The 16,375-nt window shown below is 70.8% G+C and carries 16 protein-coding genes; 8 read left to right on the top strand and 8 right to left on the bottom strand.

The annotated features are described in order from the left end of the window. Window positions 1-22 precede the first annotated feature (22 nt). Window positions 23-481 (top strand): hypothetical protein, encoded by a 459-nt coding sequence (locus tag ACGFIE_RS06975; RefSeq protein WP_393291900.1) that lies wholly within the window; start codon window positions 23-25, stop codon window positions 479-481. Window positions 482-563: 82 nt separating this feature from the next. Here the strand turns inward: ACGFIE_RS06975 and ACGFIE_RS06970 are convergent, their stop codons facing one another. Next, window positions 564-1,508, bottom strand: a complete 945-nt coding sequence (locus ACGFIE_RS06970) for a DUF559 domain-containing protein (protein ID WP_393291898.1) — start codon at window positions 1,506-1,508, stop codon at window positions 564-566. Window positions 1,509-1,777: 269 nt separating this feature from the next. Here ACGFIE_RS06970 and ACGFIE_RS06965 point away from each other — a divergent pair, with 269 nt between their 5' ends. The 4 genes from ACGFIE_RS06965 (at window position 1,778) to ACGFIE_RS06950 (ending at window position 5,510) form a co-directional block, all read left to right on the top strand. Further along, entirely contained in the window at window positions 1,778-2,341 is a 564-nt protein-coding gene (locus ACGFIE_RS06965; protein ID WP_393291896.1) for a carboxymuconolactone decarboxylase family protein, read from the top strand. A gap of 91 nt (window positions 2,342-2,432) precedes the next feature. Next, window positions 2,433-3,596, top strand: coding sequence for a M20/M25/M40 family metallo-hydrolase (locus ACGFIE_RS06960; protein ID WP_393291893.1), 1,164 nt, complete (start codon window positions 2,433-2,435; stop codon window positions 3,594-3,596). A gap of 41 nt (window positions 3,597-3,637) precedes the next feature. Then, window positions 3,638-4,783, top strand: a complete 1,146-nt coding sequence (locus ACGFIE_RS06955) for a glutamate--cysteine ligase (RefSeq protein ID WP_393291891.1) — start codon at window positions 3,638-3,640, stop codon at window positions 4,781-4,783. 127 nt (window positions 4,784-4,910) lie between these two features. Continuing rightward, entirely contained in the window at window positions 4,911-5,510 is a 600-nt protein-coding gene (locus ACGFIE_RS06950; protein WP_393293192.1) for a nitroreductase family protein, read from the top strand. On the opposite strand, the gene ACGFIE_RS06945 is transcribed toward ACGFIE_RS06950, so the two are convergent. Beyond that, complete coding sequence (locus ACGFIE_RS06945) at window positions 5,494-7,038, bottom strand: NAD(P)-binding domain-containing protein (protein WP_393291888.1); 1,545 nt, start codon at window positions 7,036-7,038, stop codon at window positions 5,494-5,496. The two genes, ACGFIE_RS06950 and ACGFIE_RS06945, sit on opposite strands and share 17 nt — an antisense overlap. A 70-nt stretch (window positions 7,039-7,108) precedes the next feature. Beyond that, window positions 7,109-7,324 (bottom strand): hypothetical protein, encoded by a 216-nt coding sequence (locus ACGFIE_RS06940; protein ID WP_393291886.1) that lies wholly within the window; start codon window positions 7,322-7,324, stop codon window positions 7,109-7,111. 127 nt (window positions 7,325-7,451) lie between these two features. Between ACGFIE_RS06940 and ACGFIE_RS06935 the strand changes: the two genes are divergently transcribed. Beyond that, window positions 7,452-8,846 carry a helix-turn-helix domain-containing protein gene (locus ACGFIE_RS06935; protein WP_393291884.1) on the top strand — a complete coding sequence of 465 codons (1,395 nt, stop codon included), beginning with the start codon at window positions 7,452-7,454 and terminating at the stop codon, window positions 8,844-8,846. A gap of 29 nt (window positions 8,847-8,875) precedes the next feature. Here ACGFIE_RS06935 and ACGFIE_RS06930 read toward each other — a convergent pair whose 3' ends face one another. Continuing rightward, window positions 8,876-9,115 (bottom strand): winged helix-turn-helix domain-containing protein, encoded by a 240-nt coding sequence (locus ACGFIE_RS06930; protein ID WP_393291882.1) that lies wholly within the window; start codon window positions 9,113-9,115, stop codon window positions 8,876-8,878. 307 nt (window positions 9,116-9,422) lie between these two features. Between ACGFIE_RS06930 and ACGFIE_RS06925 the strand changes: the two genes are divergently transcribed. Continuing rightward, window positions 9,423-9,683, top strand: a complete 261-nt coding sequence (locus ACGFIE_RS06925) for a cell division protein DivIVA (RefSeq protein WP_393291880.1) — start codon at window positions 9,423-9,425, stop codon at window positions 9,681-9,683. Next, window positions 9,680-9,985, top strand: coding sequence for a hypothetical protein (locus ACGFIE_RS06920; RefSeq protein ID WP_393291878.1), 306 nt, complete (start codon window positions 9,680-9,682; stop codon window positions 9,983-9,985). Before ACGFIE_RS06925 ends, ACGFIE_RS06920 begins: the two co-directional genes overlap by 4 nt. Window positions 9,986-10,008: 23 nt before the next feature. Here the strand turns inward: ACGFIE_RS06920 and ACGFIE_RS06915 are convergent, their stop codons facing one another. The 4 genes from ACGFIE_RS06915 to ACGFIE_RS06900 all read right to left on the bottom strand — a co-directional run bounded on the left by ACGFIE_RS06915 (window position 10,009) and on the right by ACGFIE_RS06900 (window position 16,294). Continuing rightward, window positions 10,009-10,350: a DUF3024 domain-containing protein gene (locus ACGFIE_RS06915; RefSeq protein ID WP_393291877.1), complete on the bottom strand. Its 342-nt coding sequence runs from the start codon at window positions 10,348-10,350 to the stop codon at window positions 10,009-10,011. A 246-nt stretch (window positions 10,351-10,596) separates the two neighbouring features. Further along, window positions 10,597-11,181 carry a hypothetical protein gene (locus ACGFIE_RS06910; protein WP_393291875.1) on the bottom strand — a complete coding sequence of 195 codons (585 nt, stop codon included), beginning with the start codon at window positions 11,179-11,181 and terminating at the stop codon, window positions 10,597-10,599. 38 nt (window positions 11,182-11,219) lie between these two features. Next, window positions 11,220-14,327, bottom strand: coding sequence for an NACHT domain-containing protein (locus ACGFIE_RS06905; RefSeq protein WP_393291873.1), 3,108 nt, complete (start codon window positions 14,325-14,327; stop codon window positions 11,220-11,222). Window positions 14,328-14,515: 188 nt separating this feature from the next. Next, the gene (locus tag ACGFIE_RS06900) at window positions 14,516-16,294 is read right to left on the bottom strand and encodes an ABC transporter ATP-binding protein (RefSeq protein WP_393293191.1); all 1,779 of its coding nucleotides are present in this window, start codon (window positions 16,292-16,294) and stop codon (window positions 14,516-14,518) included. Window positions 16,295-16,375: the final 81 nt, after the last annotated feature.

The raw sequence follows: 16,375 nt of genomic DNA, 5'->3' as shown, positions 1-16,375 counted from the left end.
CTCGGAGCCCACGATGTCGACGATGCCCACGCCCGGGGCCGTACCGCCCCCGGCCCTCCGCCCGCCCGCCGACGGGGAGTGCCAGTTCTGCGGCAGCCATCCCGCCGCCCACGTGTCCTTCCAGTCGATGACCAGCATCGTGATCCTGTACGTCGTCTCCGCACAACGCGGCTGGATGTGCCGCAACTGCGGCCTCTCGGTGTACCGCCACCACGCGAACAAGACCATGCTCGCGGCGTGGTGGGGCGTCGGCATCATCGGCATTCCGATCTTCCTCGGCATCGACCGCCTCCGGTTGCGTCGCATCCTGCGTCTCGCCCCGCCGCAGCCCACGCCGGGCGTCGCGGCATCGCTGCCGGCGCCCCTGGATCCCGGCAAACCGCTGATCCAACGCCCGGGCGCCATCCTGAGCATCGTCCTGGTGACAGTGCTCGTCCTGGTGATCGGCTGCGGCGCCCTGGCCGTCGCCACCTCCGAGTAGCACCCCTCGCCCGCTCATGATCACTTGATGCTGAACAGTTGTGCGAGGTCTCCGAGAACTGGTCACCATCAAGTGATCATGGTCAGATGTGACGGGCGGCGAGGATGGCGAGGGTTTCCTGGCGGACTTCGGCGGGGTTCGCCACGAGGCGGCGGTGGGTGAAGCGGACGACGAGGATCCCGACGGTGGCCAGCAGGGCGTCGCGACGGAGGTCGATCTCGCGCTCTGCCGGGTCGGCATGGGTGCCGGCACCGTCCAGTTCGACGTTGACGCGCTCCGCCTCGACGAACATGTCGAGGTAGATGGTTCGGGCACCGACCCGCACCCGCACCTGTCGGGTGAACGCCGGCATCCCGGGGCCGGTGAAGACGTGGTCGTGGCCCCAGATCTCCAGCGGGCTGCGACAGCCGGCGGCGAGCCGATCCAACAGATCGCGCAGCGCGGCGCGATCGGTCAACCGGGGCACGTCGGCCAGGGCGGCGGCGAGCCGCTGTGGCGTGGTGAGCCGGTCGTTGACCGCCCTGATGAGGGGCCCGGGGCGGCCGGCAGATGGCAGCAGTGGCCAGCAGTCCACCAGGGTCCGGTCGAGCCGCGTCACCGGCAATCCACCCCGCACCACCACCTGCGGCGGCTCGACCGCGAAGCCGGCGCGATGGCGTACCACGAGATGCGGCCGGCCCCGCAGGCCCGACCCCCTGGGCAGGTCGACGAACAGCGGCTCGCCGGGTGCCTGCTGGCGTAGACCCCACGCGTCGAGTGCGCTCAGTCCGCTGAGAGCGCCACGCCCGTCGGTGTACGCCAGCACGGCGCGACGGGCCACCTCAGGATCAACCCGGGCCAGCGGTGGCAGGTCGGACGTGGTGTCCCGGATCAGCGCGGCGTCACCATAGACCCGGGGCAGCAGCCGGACGAGCCGCCCCGCCCGCCAGGCTGCCTGGATCGTCCACACCGGCGTGACCCCTATCGCGTCCCGCCGGACGACCAGGCCACCACCGCGCACGAGGAGTTCGCGCAGCCTCGGGTCCACGGGCACCACACTGCCCCGACCTGCCCCCGATCGCGGCCCGAGCCCGAGCTGCTGTGGACAGCGCGGGTGACTGTGGACGGTGGCCCACGCATGGCCCGGTCGTGATACGGCCCGTCGGGCCCCCGAAAGAGCATGAATGGAGAAAGACACTCGGCGGACGGGATGAGATCGTGGCTGCGCGGCGACTGTCACGCCGCCCCGCACGGGCAGCCCCGCCGCACGAGGCGTCGTCCGGTCGGGCCGCGTTCACGGCTGGAGGGCGGATCACCATGGCGCACATCGATCTCGGAATCGACGAGAAGGAGTTTCCCGGCGTCACCGGCCCGATGCGGTACCGCCCGGAGACGGCGAAGCCGCTCAACGAGCTGGCCGAGGTGCTGCTGCGGGCCCCGCACTCGCTCCCGGCCGGCGAGCGCGAGCTGATCGCCGCGTACGTCTCCGGACGCAACGAGTGCACCTTCTGCTGCGCGTCGCACTCGGCGTTCGCCGCCGCGCAGCTCCACGAGGGCATGAGTCTCGTCGACCAGGTACGCGCCGACCTCGACGCCGCCCCGATCTCGGCCAAGCTGCGGGCGCTGCTGCGGATCGCCGGCGCGGTGCAGATCAGTGGCCGTAACGTCACCACCGAACTGGTGGCCGACGCCCGCGCCGAGGGCGCCACCGACCTGGAGATCCACGACACGGTCCTGATCGCCGCCGCGTTCTGCATGTTCAACAGGTACGTCGACGGGCTGGGCACCTTCGCGCCCGAGGGCCAGGAGGCGTACGCCGGGATGGCGCACCGGATCGTCGAATTCGGCTACGGGTCGGCGGCCGACGCGCCGGCGGTCTGAGCACAACCACGGGTGACCGCACCCCGATCCCCCTGCGATTGTCGACTGGCACGCCTGATGAAGCCCGTCGGCCGTGCGGTTGGAGGGATCGATGGACCGTACCCGTTTCCTGCTCGACGCCGCCCAGCGGCGCCGAGCCGACATGGTCGACCGGCTGAGCACGCTCGTCTCCCGCGAGTCGGCGCCGGGTTCGCTGCCCCAGCTCGAATCCTGCGCCGACCTGCTCGCCGACTGGGGGCAGGACGTGCTCGGCCGGTCCGCCCACCGGGTCGTGATCGACGGTCTGCCGCACCTGCTGTGGCCTGCCGTACACCAGCGTGTGCTGCTGCTCGGCCACTTCGACACCGTCTTCCCGGTGGGCACGATCCGGTCCCGGCCGTTCGACGTGCGCGGAGACGTGGCGACCGGGCCCGGCGTGTGCGACATGAAGGCCGGCATCGTGCAGATGGTCACGGCCCTGAGCCTGGTCGAGGACACCTCGGCTGTCGGCGTGCTGCTCACCTGCGACGAGGAGAGCGGGTCCGGCACGTCGCGGCACCTGATCGAACGGGAGGCGCGGCGCTCGGGGGCGGTCCTGGTCTGCGAGGCGGCGACCCCGGACGGGCACCTGAAGGTGGCGCGCAAGGGTGGCTCGGTCTACCGCGTCACCGTCTCCGGTCGGGCGGCCCACGCCGGCGTCGAGCCGCAGCGCGGGGTCAACGCCACTGTCGAGGTCGCCCACCAGGTTCTCACGCTGGGTGGTCTCGGCGCGGCCGACAGCGGCGGCACCTCGGTCACGCCGACAGTGCTCTCCGCCGGCACCACCACGAACACGGTGCCCGAGCGAGCCAGCCTGGCCGTCGACGTCCGGGCCTGGACGAGGGACGAGCTCGAACGCGTCGACCACGCCATCCGCGCGCTCGTCCCGTTCCTGCCCGAGGCGACGCTTGCCGTCCAGGGCGGCATCAACCGCTATCCGATGTCCGCGGAGCTCGCGTGGCCACTGCTGGAGGTGGCCCAGTCGATCGCCCGCCGACTGGGCATCCCGCGCCTGACCGGCGCGTACGCCGCAGGCGCCTCCGACGGCAACTTCACCGCCGCGCTGGGCGTACCGACGCTTGACGGCCTGGGCGCGGTCGGGGGCGGAGCGCACGCCGCCGACGAGTACGTCTGCCTCGACCGGATGCCCGAACGGACGGCGCTGTTGGCCGGGCTCGTGGAAGCTCTGTCCACGATGGAGCGTTTCGGGGAGCGACCCGTCGACGACATACCGTAACGTGCTCGGTGCCGGCGTACGACCGGCAGCGAGGACGCGACATGACGACGGGACAGCTCTCAGGACCGCCCCTGATCGGCGTGGAGGAGGAGTTCCTCGTCGTCGACGCCGGCCGGGGCGAGGTCGTACCGCTGGCGGCGACCGTCGTCGACGGTGCGCGACCGACGCTCGGCCCCCGGGTGGGCGGCGAGATCACCACCTTGCAGATCGAGACGCGCACCGACCCGTGCCGGAGCGTCGACGACCTCGCCGCCCAGCTCGTCGAGGGCAGGGCCGCCATTCAGGCCGCCGCCCGCTCGGCGGGTCTGCGGGTGATCGCCAGCGGCTCCCCGGTGCTGGGCCGTGCCGTGCCGCCGCCCCTCACCCAGGGGCCGCGGCAGGATCGGGGCATTGCGACCTTCCGTGGGCTGCACGACGAGCTGGCGATCTGCGCCGTCCACGTCCACGTGGAGCAGCCCGACCGGGACCGGGCCGTGCTGATCGGCAACCACCTGCGCGCACACCTGCCGATTCTCATCGCCCTCACCGCCAACTCGCCCTACTGGGCGGAGCGCGACACCGGCTACGCGAGTTGGCGCAGCGTCACGTGGGGGCGCTGGCCGGTGGCCGGCCCACCGCCGTACCTGACGTCCGCCCGGCAGTACGACGACCACGTGGACATGCTTCTCGACGCGGGCGCGCTCGTCGACCACGGCACGATCTTCTGGGATCTCCGCCTGTCCACCCGCCACCCCACACTTGAGGTACGGGTGGCCGACGTCCCCGTCACCGCCGCCGAGTCCGCGGCGCTCGCCGCCCTGGTGCGGGCTCTGGTGGTTGTCGCCGGCGAGGCCGTGGACCGGGGCGACGAGGGCCCGCGACTGCTCCCCGAGCTGCTGCGGCTCGCGTACTGGCGGGCCGCCCGCGACGGCATGGGCGGCCACGGTGTCGACGTCGCCACGGGCCGGCTGCTGCCCGCGGCATCTCTCGCCGAACGGCTCGTCGAGTACGCCCGGCCGGCGCTGGACGCCGCGGGTGACAGCCATCGGGTGCGGCGCTGGCTGACGTGGCTCGCCGCGGACGGCGACGGCGCGACCCGTCAGCGGGCCGCCCACGCGGTGCGCGGACGACTGACCGACGTCGTCGACGAGATCGCCAGCCGGACCGCGCCCGACGTGGCCGCACACCAAGAGGGCACGCCTGCGTAACGACAAGTCGCCCGGCCTCCGACATGCTGGGGAAACCGGATGTCGGCGGCAGGGGAGGCCACAGGTGAACCACACTGACCTGACACCCAGGGTCCCCGTCCAGCACCATCGCAGGCCACCGGCGGACATGGTGCGCGAGGCCGAGGCGTTCGCGCACCGGATGGCGCAGCGCCGATCGGTACGCGACTTCACCGGTGACCCTCTGCCCGACGGGGTGGTCGAGGCCGCCATCCGGGCCGCGTCGACAGCGCCCAGCGGCGCCAACGTGCAGCCGTGGCGGTTCGTCGTCCTGACCGACCCGGCCCGCAAACGCCGGCTGCGCGAGGCCGCCGAAGCCGAGGAACGCGCGTTCTACGACCGTCGCGCCTCGGCCGAGTGGCTGGGTGCCATCGCCGGGCTCGGCACCGACTGGCGCAAGCCGTTCCTGGAGACCGCGCCGGCCGTCATCGTCGTGTTCGAGGTGCACCAGGGGCCGCACAGCCCGAAGCCGTACTACGTCAAGGAGTCCGTCGGCATCGCGGTCGGCCTGCTGATCACCGCGCTGCACCACGCCGGCCTGGTCACGCTTACCCACACGCCCAGCCCGATGCGGTTCCTCAACGAGGTGTGCGAGCGGCCACCGGAGGAACGCCCGTACGTCGTGATGCCCGTCGGTTATCCCACAGCGGACGCCCACGTCCCCGACCTGCCCCGCAAACCCCTGGACGAGATCATGGTCCGCTGGTGAGATCCTCGGTCAGGAACTCGACCAACGGTTCCACGTGCCGGTCCGGACGCCGCCACTCGGCGAGCAGATCCTCCAGCAGATGCTGCTCGGCGACGAGCTCCGTGCCGCGGTAACGCCTGATCACCGGGTGGATGAAGGCGCTCTCCCGGGCACGGTCGGGGGTCGGGTGCCTGTCGATGGCGAAGACGTCACCGTAGTCGTCGCGGCCCCACCGCAGCGCGAGCGTGTACCACTGCGTGGCCGCCGCGAAGCGCTCCACGGCGTAGTCCTCCGGCAGGTCCTCGTAGTGGTGGATGTCGCCGGTGGCGTCGTCGCGGACGAAGACGTCACAGAGGTACTCGAACTGCGTCCACAGCGCCGAGGACCAGTTGACCCGGTCGAGCATCAGCTTCGTCAGCGACACGGCGTCGGCAGGCGTCGTCGCGTACGACAACGGCACGCCGTCGTAGCGCTCCCGCAGGATCCGGGTGAACGTCCGCAGGTTGTACCGGAAGCCGTCGATGAACGGCGACGACGCGTGCTTGGCGTCGCGGGCCTGGGCGACGGTGCCGGCGAAGTACAGGTCGTCGACGTTGCTCGACTGCCAGTCGGGGCGCAGACCGGGCATGCGGCCGTCGCGCACCATGTCGGGCCGGGACGTCTCGTCGAACAGCGCCGTGTCCATCCGGAAGCCGGTGCACCGCAACACCGTGTGGTAGTCCAGCTCGGCGGTCTCCCCCTCGGCATGGGTGTACGTGATCGACACCCGGAACCGCCCGTCGACGGGCCGGATCTCGTCGATCGTGCAGTCCAGCACCGAGTGCAGCGTCTTGAACTGGTAGCTGTCGAGGATCGCGCCGTACTGACCGCGTACGTCGCCGGGGTGTTTGGTGTTCCACGCCAGCCGCAAGGGCTGCCGGCTGGCGAGGTGCACCATCGACGCCCGGCCGAGGATGGCCGACGCGGTCTCGAAGGCGGAGTTGCCCTTGCCGATGACGAGGACCCGCTGCCCGTCGTACGCCGTGGGGTCGACGACCATGTCCTCGTACCCGATGGCATGTTCGATGCCCTTGATGGCCGGCACGAAGGGCCGGCCCCAGCCGGTCGCGACGACCAGGCAGCGCGCACGCACGTCCCCCCGGTCGGTGCGCAGCGTGAAACCGTCGCCGGTCCGCGTGATCCGCTCGACAGTCGTGCCGAAACGGATGTTGAGCTGGTGGACCCGCTGGAACTCGGCGAGGTAGCGGACGAGGTCGTCGGCCGCCGGCAGGTACTCGTCGCTGAAGCGCGGAAACAGCAGGTCCGGGGAGTCGTTGAGCAGCGAGTTCCAGTCCCAGCGCAGGCGAATCTCCGGATCGGCGCTGTCGGTGTGCACCTTGTTCAGCGAGATGAGCCGCCGGTGGCGCGGAAACCGCCGGAAGAAACCGCCGGGCTCGTCGCCGCTCTCCAGTGTCAGGTAGTCGGCGCCGTGTTGCTGCAGGTAATAGCTCAGTTGGAGGCCGGCAGGCCCCGCCCCGACGATGACGTACCGGTGTTCACTGCTGAGCATCCTGCGGCCCTTCGACGGAGGAACGAATCCATCGACCATGGGATGCGAAGCGAGAAGTGTCAATGCCTGGTCACTGTCGGTCATTTCGACGTGGATGGTCGGCGGCGAGGCCGACGAGTGCGGTGACGATGGTCCCGACGGCCGCCACCGCAGCGGTCGCCGTAGTTTCGGGGCCGGTCAGCGCGACCACCAGGAGTACGGCGCTGGCGCCCGCGCCGACCGTCAGGGTACGACCGATCACGGCCGCCAGCAGTTCATCCGGCGCACGGTCCTCCGGGTCGGTCATCATGCCTCCCACCGACTGGTATCCATCGCGACAAGCACAGCAGGCAATCGGGTCTGCACGCGCCGGGCGCGTCGGATTGCGAGAGAACCTTGCGTGAGACGCTATTCACGCAACACAGTCAACAGAGGTGAAACTTGGTTGGCTGGAGGCCGCCGTGGTTGCGGACCATCGATGGTACGAGCTGCCGGAGGCTAAGCAGGCGGCCGCCACGGGGGACTTCGGCGTGCTGCTGCGGGTGGCACGCACCGCCGCTCGACTCACCCTGGCGGAGGCCGGCCAGCGCTGCGGATATTCGGCAGCGACGCTCTCCCGGATCGAGCGTGGTCGCCAGCCGCTGACGGATGTCACGGTGCTGCGCCGACTCGCCGAGATATTCGACATTCCGCCGGAACTGTTCGGGCTCGTGGCAGGTGACGGCCGGACATCCAACCGTGTCGGTGGCTCACTGGATAGGGTGCACGGTGAAAGGCCATCGCGCGAGGTGGGAGACGGTCCGGTGCGACGACGTGACGTGCTCGGCGGATTGGCGGGGATCGTCGGCGCCGCCCTTCCCGGGACCGATGACGGGCGGGCTGCGATGCCTGGTCGGGTCGTCAGCAGCCTGGAGGACGCACTGCTGGGCAACGCACCGCCCCCGACCGGTCCCGTTGACGCGGCTCGGCTACGTGCGGGGCTTGGCACCGCCTGGTCCGACTTCCATGCCTGCCGATACACCCGACTGTCGTCACGACTGTCGGCGCTGGTGTCGACGGCCACCGCTGCGCACACCACCGCCGACACCGACAGTCGATCCACGACGGCCAGCACGCTGGCCGAGACCTATCACCTGACCACCCAGGTGCTCATCAAACTGCACGAGGACGGCATGGCGTGGTCGGCCATGGACCGAGCACGGCAGGCGGCACGCGAAGCCGACGACCCGCTCCTGAGCGCAGAGACGGCGCGGATCTCCGCCATCGTGCTGCGCCGCAGCGGGCACCGAGTCCGGGCAGAGCAGACGGTGATCAGCGCCGCCCAGGCCCTCGACGCAGCGACCGGGCTGGCCTCGACCGAGCAGAGTTGCACGTACGGGCGGTTACTGGCGACAGCCGCGTACACGGCCGCCCTCTCGGACCGCCGGGACACCGCCTGGGAGCTGCTGGCAGAGGCCGACGAGGCCAGCCGCCGGTCGAGGGCCAACGACGGATTCGCGGGGGTGGACGTCGCGCTCTACAAGATCAGTGTCGCCCGAACACTGGGTGACTTCGGGGCAGCCGTCCAGTACGGCCGCGCACTGCGGCCGGAGCAGCTGGGCAATGTGGAGCGGCGGGCGCGGTACTGGGAGGACGTCGCGTTGGCCCTGTTCGGTCGCGGCGCGCACGCGGAGGCGTACCAGGCGCTGCTCGCGGCCGAGCAGACCGCTCCGCAGGAGGTCCGTTACCGGCCCTGGGCTCAGCAACTCACCGGAGCACTGCTCAGCGTCGACCGCCGCCAGGCACTACCCGGACTCCGCAGCTTCGCAGCCCGCACCGGCGTCACCTGACCGCGCCGACTCAGGTAACGACTCCCTGCCTACGGCTCCCGCAGCCACGTCTTGGGTTCAGTGATGAATATGCCCTTGCCCTGATGGCGTCGGATGACGCGCAGGGCCTCAAGCCGCACGTAGACCATCTGAATGGTGGACGTGCCGACCTGGTAGTCGGTCGCCATCTGCGCGATCGGCGGCAACTTGTCCTCAGGCTTGAGCTTCTTCGCCTTGACGCTGGCGATGATGTCATCGGCGATGCGGATGTAGTCAGGTGTTGTAGGCATGGCGCTCCTTGCGTGGCTCGCCAATTCGATCACGAACCGCCCACGAACGACAACACCCAGTGGTTGACTTAAACGAATAGGTCGTTACTCTTAAGCCTGAGCTGCTCCTCGCGTGGCAACGAGTTCGGCTCATCCCCTGGTCGGGGCGGGTGCGTGTGCCCGTCCCGACCCCACCGGACTGCTCTGCTGTCGTACCGCCGAATGGGGCTGCGGCGGCGGAGCGGTCGGGTCGCCCGCGGCCCCCGCGCGGACGGCCCGCCCTTTCAGGCTCCCTCCGCGCTCCCGCCTGCCCCCAGAGAGGACCGACGTGGCTCCGGTGTATGGCTACCCGGCCCGGTTGACGCCGCACGAGGTACGGACCCACGAGTTCGCCGCGCATCAGCGCGGCGTCAACCCCGATGAGGTACGCGAGTTCCAGGCCCGAGTGGCCGACGAGCTGACGATGCTCAACGAGGCGGTACGGCTGCTCAGCCAGGAGAACGACCGGATCGGGCGGGCGCTGCGCGACTGGCAGATCATGCACGCGCAGGAGTGCCGGCCACCGCAGGACAACTCCGGGCACCGGTGACCAGGCGTCCCTCCCCCAGCGACCTGCTCGTCATCGACGGTCAGGCCTCGGTGCAGTTCGCCGGGGACCGCGCGATGACCTTCCGCGTCGTCTCCGTGTCGGACCAGCCGACCTACCAGGGCTGGGTCTGGTTGACCGGCTACGTCGTCAACCGCCGAGGCGACGCGACCGCAAAACGCGAGATCTTCGTCCAACTCGCCGGTCTCCGATCCGCCGGAGCGTCCACCTCGCCCCCTCAGGGCGGCAGAATTCCCCGACCCCAGGCCGCTCGCGGGGTCGAGCGATCCCGACTACTCACCTGAGCCTGTACCGCGCCCACACGTCATCAGCCCCAGAAGATGCCCGTCGGGTCGCGGCTGATCTCGTCGAGCAGAAGGCTGACCGCAGCGGACGGCGGGGCATGGTCGTAGCGGTGGAAGCGGAGGTTCCGATCTCGGTAGTACAGGGCCCAGGTGCCGGTTGTCGCCGTGTATCGCAGCTGCGCGACCGGGAGGCTCATCCACGCCGCTTCCGTGTTTCCACGCCGCGGCGGCCGTCGTTCGACGATGGTGAGGTGCCGGGGAGCCTGCTCGCACTCCACCCGCACCTGGTCTCGCACGGCCTCCGGCACACGCCTGTCGCACCAGCTCCGCACCTGCGCCACGTCCTGCTCGGGAAGCCCACTCACTGGGCCAGCCTCTCATCAGGTCGACGGTTGGGCCGCCCTACGGGTCGCCAGGATGGCGAGTGTCTCCCGACGCACGTCGTCGGAGCCACGAGAGGACCCGCTTGCGGTGCCCGTACCAGCCGTTGGCCCAGCGTTCGTCATGGTCGGCGAGGGCGTGACTTACCGTCTCCCGCCACCGCTCCGCATCGCTGCGGCCGATGAGCTCGAACCCCTACCATCGCGGAAGAGATCCGCTTCCACGATTCGTCAGCCGTCATCGGCGGCCATCCTGCCATCGGGCGTCGCGCTGGGCCGGCTGAGTAGTGCCTGCCGCAGTGCGGCGGACTGCTCCACCGACCCACCTCGGACGCCGAGACTGCTCCGAGCCGCCCGGTAGTAGACGTCGCGGGCCTCGTTGACCCGGGTCAGCATCTCGGAAATGTCCTGCGACGCGTCGACGATCCCCCGGGCGAGCCGTTCGACCTGCCAGATCGCGTCGCGCCAGTTCGCGGCGGCAACCACCGTCGGTTCGTCGCCGAGGAGCAGCAGATTCTCCCAGACGATGGTGCGCCGGCCGTCCGACTCGGCCAGTCGGGCCAGGCCCTCGTCCCGGTCGATCGGGTGGCTGTACGACCCGGGCCGCAGGTCGGCCGTCATCCGCAGCGCCACCGCGTGACTCTCCTTGAGGGCGTGCGCGAACGCGACGTACGCGTCGAGGCGTCGCTCGTCCCAGCGGACGCTCTGGCTGCGCCGCCACCGGGCGCGGTCGGCCAGCGAGGTGGCGAGGATCGTACCCAGGGTGCCGACCAGGACGCCGAGGAGCGCCGGAAGCTGCGTCAGAAGCGTGTCCACGCCGCCCAGGCTGCCAGCACCGGGCAAGCGGAAACCCTCTAACCGGTGTGCCACATGGGCGCGCCGCGCCGGACGGTTCGTACCACGATCTCCGGGTTGGCGAGAACGTCGATGAGATCTTTGCTGACCGCCACCGCGACTGGCCCCAGCGTCGGATGCCCCACCGTGACATGGCAGAGCTGGAGTCCCATCTCCGCCAGCTCTCGGCGGGTCAGCGCGGGACTCCGACCGCGTTGCTCGACCAGGGCGGCGTGGACTCGGTTCAACAGTTCGTCGCGTTCGTCGGTGACCCTGCCCAGCACCTCGACCGACCAACCCCACGTCTGCGCCAGCAGCAGGTCGTCCCGTTCGGTGACGTCGTCGGCCCGCAACAGCTCACGGTGGCAGACAGCGACGGCCGACGCCACGTCGCCGTCCTCCAGGAGCAAGCGAGTCAGCAATCCGGCCGCGATCGGCGCGGAACGCCCGAGGCCACCGCCTCCGCCGTCCGCCGGGCTCGGGTCGCCGTCGGCCGAAGACCCGCCTTCGGTGGCGGCTCCTGCCGGCAGGAGCTGGTCAAGCAACGCCCGCGACCCACCGGTATCGCCTTCGGCGTACCGCAGGGCTGCCAGGAACTCGGCAGTCCCGAAATCCGCGTCGTCATCCTCTCGGCGGCGCAACTCCTCGGCGGCGGCCCGCACCTCGGCAAGCGGCGCGTCAGCGGCGATCAGGCCGGCGACCCGTTCACGCTGCGACGACGCCGGTGTCCCGGCACCGGGAGTGAACGGCGCCGGCATCAGCGCCAGCAGGTCCGCGAGCCGAGTCCACTGCCCGGCAGCGGCTCCGACCAGCAGCGCCTTGCGCAACGCCGCCACGGTCAGGTTGTGGGCGGGTCCGATGTTCGTTGCGCGGTTTCGAGCGACATCGGAGAAGGCGCCGAGCGCCTCGGCCCAGTACCCGGCGCGGGCGATCTCGATGCCGAACCTCTCCCGCAGTCGGCTGCCCGGCCGACCAGCCACCGCACCGGCGGCCAGACGGTCCTGGAGGCGGCCATGCCGGAACCGGTAGGCCCCGGCTCTGTGGCGCAGCAGGCCGACGGATTCCGTGTAGGCAAGGAACCCCAGCAGCGAGAAGGGCAGTAGCTCCCGGATGGCGAGTACCGCCCGGGCCACCATGAAACGAATCCACGCGGCGCCGCCGCGCCGGTACAGCCACCAGCCCAACCCGAGACCCATTCCGGCGTACGCGAGGGACCGCAGCGGCGGGATTGCCGGCAGTGCACCGGTCAGCGCCAGGACTGTCACGACGACCAGCACTCGGACGACCCCGCTGCCGACGGACAGCAGAGCGGACGCCACGCTCGCCGCGCGGTCGCTGTTGACGGTCTCGTCGGCGCTGGTCGCGCTCAGCTCGGCGACCGGAGCCGCGACATCGAACCGCAGTCCGGCCCACGCGGCGAGGTATCCCCAGAGGAGCACACCGACCAGGGCAGCAGCGCGTTCCTCGTCGGGCCACGGCGGCAGAACCGGCACCCGATCAATCCATTCGGCCAGGTCGACGGACGGGATGGACAGGAGCAGCAGCATGGTCAGAAAGGCGGCCATCCCGGCGACGAGTAAACCTCCGATCGAGCCTTCCGCGAAGGCTCGCCAACCACCGAGGAACACCACCCGTCGAGGCGTTTCCCGCGCCGTACCACCGCGTAGCGCAGCCCCGCACCCACCGACCAGAAAGGCTGCGAAGGCCAGACCGTCCGGGTGGCGCGCGAGCCAGAGAAGCAGGTCGCGAACACCTGGGTCGCCAACCAACGCGGCAGTCTCAGTGAGGGCATCATGGGCGTACGTGAGGGCCACCCAGACGGCCACCGCGGCACGCAGACCATCGATGATCGCCCAGAAGGGGCCAGGCAGCGCGGCGGGCAGTTGCCACCAGCGGAACTCGCGCTGGTCAAGTGCCTGCAAGTGGGCGGCGAGGAAGTCCAGGTAGCGCCGGGACACGTCCGGCTCCCACCGACCCGGTCCTCGGCGACCTCGGCCGGAACGCAGGGCGGCGTCCACGGCCCGGGTCAGCAGGGCGTCCTCCACCGACTGGCGGCCCTCTTCCCGGGCCAGCGGGACCAGTTCACGCGGATCGGTGCCGGGCTGGTCGAATGCGGTACGGGCCATCGCCACCATCAGCGGCGTGGACAGCGCGCCGGTAAGCACCGGGTCCTGGCCGATCGTGGCGGCGACGCCCGACCAGTTGCCGACCTGGTGGTACGGAGCGGCGTCGACCAGGTAGTCGGCCACCTCGGCAGATCTCAACGGTTCGAGCACCACCACGGCCGCGCCGCGCAGCTTCTCACCCTTCACGAGGTAGCGCTCGTAGACCGACGTGCGGCAGGTGAGCACGAACCGCTGGGTTGCCAGCTCGTTCAGCTGCTCCAGGCAGGCGATGAGCCGCTGCTCGGGCATCTCGTCGAGGCCGTCGAGAACGGGCACCACCAGATCCGCCTCGACGAGGTCGCGCAGCACCGCCTCCCGGCGAGGGTGGCCGGCGGCGAGCTGCGGGTACCTCCGGGCGATCCGGTCTACGAGCCAGTCCGGAAAGTTCTCGCGGTCGGGGTCCCACGACGCGATGGGGATCGGCACCGGTACGGGTGCGTCGGGTTCGCGTGACGCGGGGAGTTCCCGGGCCATTCGCAGCGTGGTGATGGATTTGCCGGAGCCGGGCGGTCCGAGCAGAAGCAGGCGCCCGGACGGGATGCGCCGGTATCGGCTCCACAGGGTGCCGTCGTGTCCGGACAGGTCGAGCGGGACGCCGCCGCTGGATCGGCTGATGGCCCGCCAGGAGGGCAGAAGCCGGCTTGGGCCGTTGGACCAGCGCACCGGCAGCGGGTACGGCTCATCGACGGCACGCAACAGCGTCTCGTCGGTGCGGTCGCGGCGGATCAGGTCGGCGAGCTGATCCGCGGTCACATGCCGGTCGGCGACGACCGTGGTGGACACCGCCGGCCGGGTCGTGAAGACCTGGTCCAGGACGACGTAGACGGCGATGAACCCGGCGATCACGCCCCAGGCCCAGTTGACCTTTTCGAAGTCGTAGCGCAGCCAGACCCAGGCGGTTCCGCCGGCCGCCAGTGCGGCGACGACGGCCAGCAGACCCCAGTTCCACACTCGACGCCGCACCGCATGATTGTGCTCGTTCCGAGGTTACCGGGGATACCCCTGGTGGCATGCGGCGGTCGCCGGTGCTCGACACGGTACGCACTGCTCATGGGCCAGGTAGGACGACCACAGCCTCCCGAGGCCGCGCAGGAGATGCCCGTAGTCCTGCGGGGGTTGGATCTCCAGCACGAGCAGCGGCGCAGGAGGGCTCAGGCCGCCAGGGTGGCGTAGCGGCCGTTGCGGTCGAGCAGGCTGGCGTGGTCGCCGGACTCGACGATGCGGCCGTGGTCGAGCACCGCGATCTGGTCGGCGTCGCGGACGGTGGACAGGCGGTGGGCGATGGTGATCGTGGTCCGCCCCTGCGCGAGCACGTCGAACGCCCTCTGCACGGCGCGTTCGGTCTCCGTGTCCAGCGCGCTGGTGGCCTCGTCGAGGACCAGGATGCGCGGGTCGCGCAGCAGTGTACGGGCGATGGCGAGCCGTTGCTTCTCGCCGCCGGAGAACCGGTGCCCCCGCGAGCCGACCATCGTCTCGTACCCGTCGGGCAGGCCGGCGATGAGGTCGTGGATCTGGGCGGCGCGGGCGGCGGCCTCGATCTCGGCGTCGGTGGCGTCCGGCCGGGCGTAGCGCAGGTTCTCCCGGACGGTGGTGTGCAGCAGGTACGTCTCCTGGCTGACCACGCCGACGATCGCGGCCAGGTCGGCCAGGCGCAGGTCGCGCAGGTCGACGCCGTCGATGGTGATCTGGCCGGCGGTCGGGTCGTGCAGGCGGCTGACCAGGCCGGCGAGGGTGCTCTTGCCGGAGCCGGTCTCGCCGACGAGGGCGAGGCTGGTGCCGGCGGCCACGTCGAGGGTGATGCCGGCGAGGGCGGCCGTGTCGCTGCCGGGGTAGCCGAAGGTGACGTCGGACAGGCGCAGGTGCCCGCGGACCCGGGCGGGGTCGAGGCGGACCGGTTCGGCGGGGTCGGCCACGTCGATGGGCAGGTCGAGGTACTCGAAGATGCGGGCGAACAGGGCCAGCGAGGCGGTCAGTGACACGCCCACGTTGAGCAGGCCCATCAGGGGCCGGAACAGGCCGCCCTGCAGGGCGGTGAAGGCGACCAGGGTGCCGATGCTCAGCGTGCCGGCGGTGCCGGGCAGGCCGGCGGCGAGGTAGATGACGGCCGGTACGGCGGCGAAGATGATGCTCATCGAGGCCATCCGCCAGCGGCCGGCCAGCTCGCTGCGCAGCTCCAGGTCGACGAGGCGGGCCGAGGAGGCGGTGAACCGCTCGATCAGGGCGGGGCCGGTGCCGAGGGTCTTGGCGAGCTGCACGCCGCTGATCGACAGCCCCTCCTCGACTGTGACGTTGAGGTCGGCGAGTTCGCGTTGGCGCTGGTCGGTGATCTCGCGGCGCATCCGGGCGACCCGGCGGGTCAGCCAGATGGCCGGTGGCAGCACCACGACCGAGACCAGGGAGAGCTGCCAGGAGAGCGCGACCATGGCGACGGCGGTGGCGACGACTGTGGTGAGGTTGGCCGCGACGGCGGTGGCGGTGGAGGTGACCACCGACTGCATGCCGCCGATGTCGTTGGTGATGCGGGACTGCACCTCGCCGGTGCGGGTGCGGGTGAAGAAGCCGAGCGACTGACGTTGGAGGTGGCTGAACACGTCGGTGCGCAGTCGGTGCATGACCCGCTGCCCGACCTGGGTGGAGATCCAGGTCTGGACGACGCCGAGCGCGGCGGTCACGGCGGCCACGGCCACCATGCCGAGGACCAGCCAGACCAGCAGGGTCACGTCACCCTGCGGGAGGGCCCGGTCGATGACGGTACGCAGCAGGAACGGGCTGGCCATCGCGACGATCGAGGAGAGCACGATGATCGCGGTGACGATGACCAAGGCGGGTCGGTGCGGAGTGAAAAGGCGTCCGATGCGACGCAGGGACACCTGACGGGCCTGCGTCTTCTCTTCCGGGCTGACGGTGCGGTGGCCGCGGTCGCGGCCCATGGGGGTGCGTTCCAAGGGGCACTGCCTTTCGGTCGGGATATGCTGAGGTTACCTCAACATGAGGGAACAACGGTATTGGCT

This window comes from Micromonospora sp. NPDC049275, assembly GCF_043197115.1.
In the GTDB taxonomy this organism is placed as follows: Bacteria; Actinomycetota; Actinomycetes; order Mycobacteriales; family Micromonosporaceae; genus Micromonospora.
Note: the sequence above shows the minus strand (reverse complement) of the source record. Positions and strands in the feature narration are given on the sequence as shown.

Bases quoted from the DNA above. Each gene is read 5' to 3' on its own strand.
- ACGFIE_RS06975 (WP_393291900.1), top strand. From the start codon at position 23: ATGCCCACGCCCGGGGCCGTACCGCCCCCGGCCCTCCGCCCGCCCGCC.
- ACGFIE_RS06965 (WP_393291896.1), top strand. From the start codon at position 1,778: ATGGCGCACATCGATCTCGGAATCGACGAGAAGGAGTTTCCCGGCGTC.
- ACGFIE_RS06960 (WP_393291893.1), top strand. From the start codon at position 2,433: ATGGACCGTACCCGTTTCCTGCTCGACGCCGCCCAGCGGCGCCGAGCC.
- ACGFIE_RS06955 (WP_393291891.1), top strand. From the start codon at position 3,638: ATGACGACGGGACAGCTCTCAGGACCGCCCCTGATCGGCGTGGAGGAG.
- ACGFIE_RS06950 (WP_393293192.1), top strand. From the start codon at position 4,911: ATGGTGCGCGAGGCCGAGGCGTTCGCGCACCGGATGGCGCAGCGCCGA.
- ACGFIE_RS06945 (WP_393291888.1), bottom strand. From the start codon at position 7,038: ATGCTCAGCAGTGAACACCGGTACGTCATCGTCGGGGCGGGGCCTGCC.
- ACGFIE_RS06940 (WP_393291886.1), bottom strand. From the start codon at position 7,324: ATGACCGACCCGGAGGACCGTGCGCCGGATGAACTGCTGGCGGCCGTG.
- ACGFIE_RS06930 (WP_393291882.1), bottom strand. From the start codon at position 9,115: ATGCCTACAACACCTGACTACATCCGCATCGCCGATGACATCATCGCC.
- ACGFIE_RS06900 (WP_393293191.1), bottom strand. From the start codon at position 16,294: ATGGGCCGCGACCGCGGCCACCGCACCGTCAGCCCGGAAGAGAAGACG.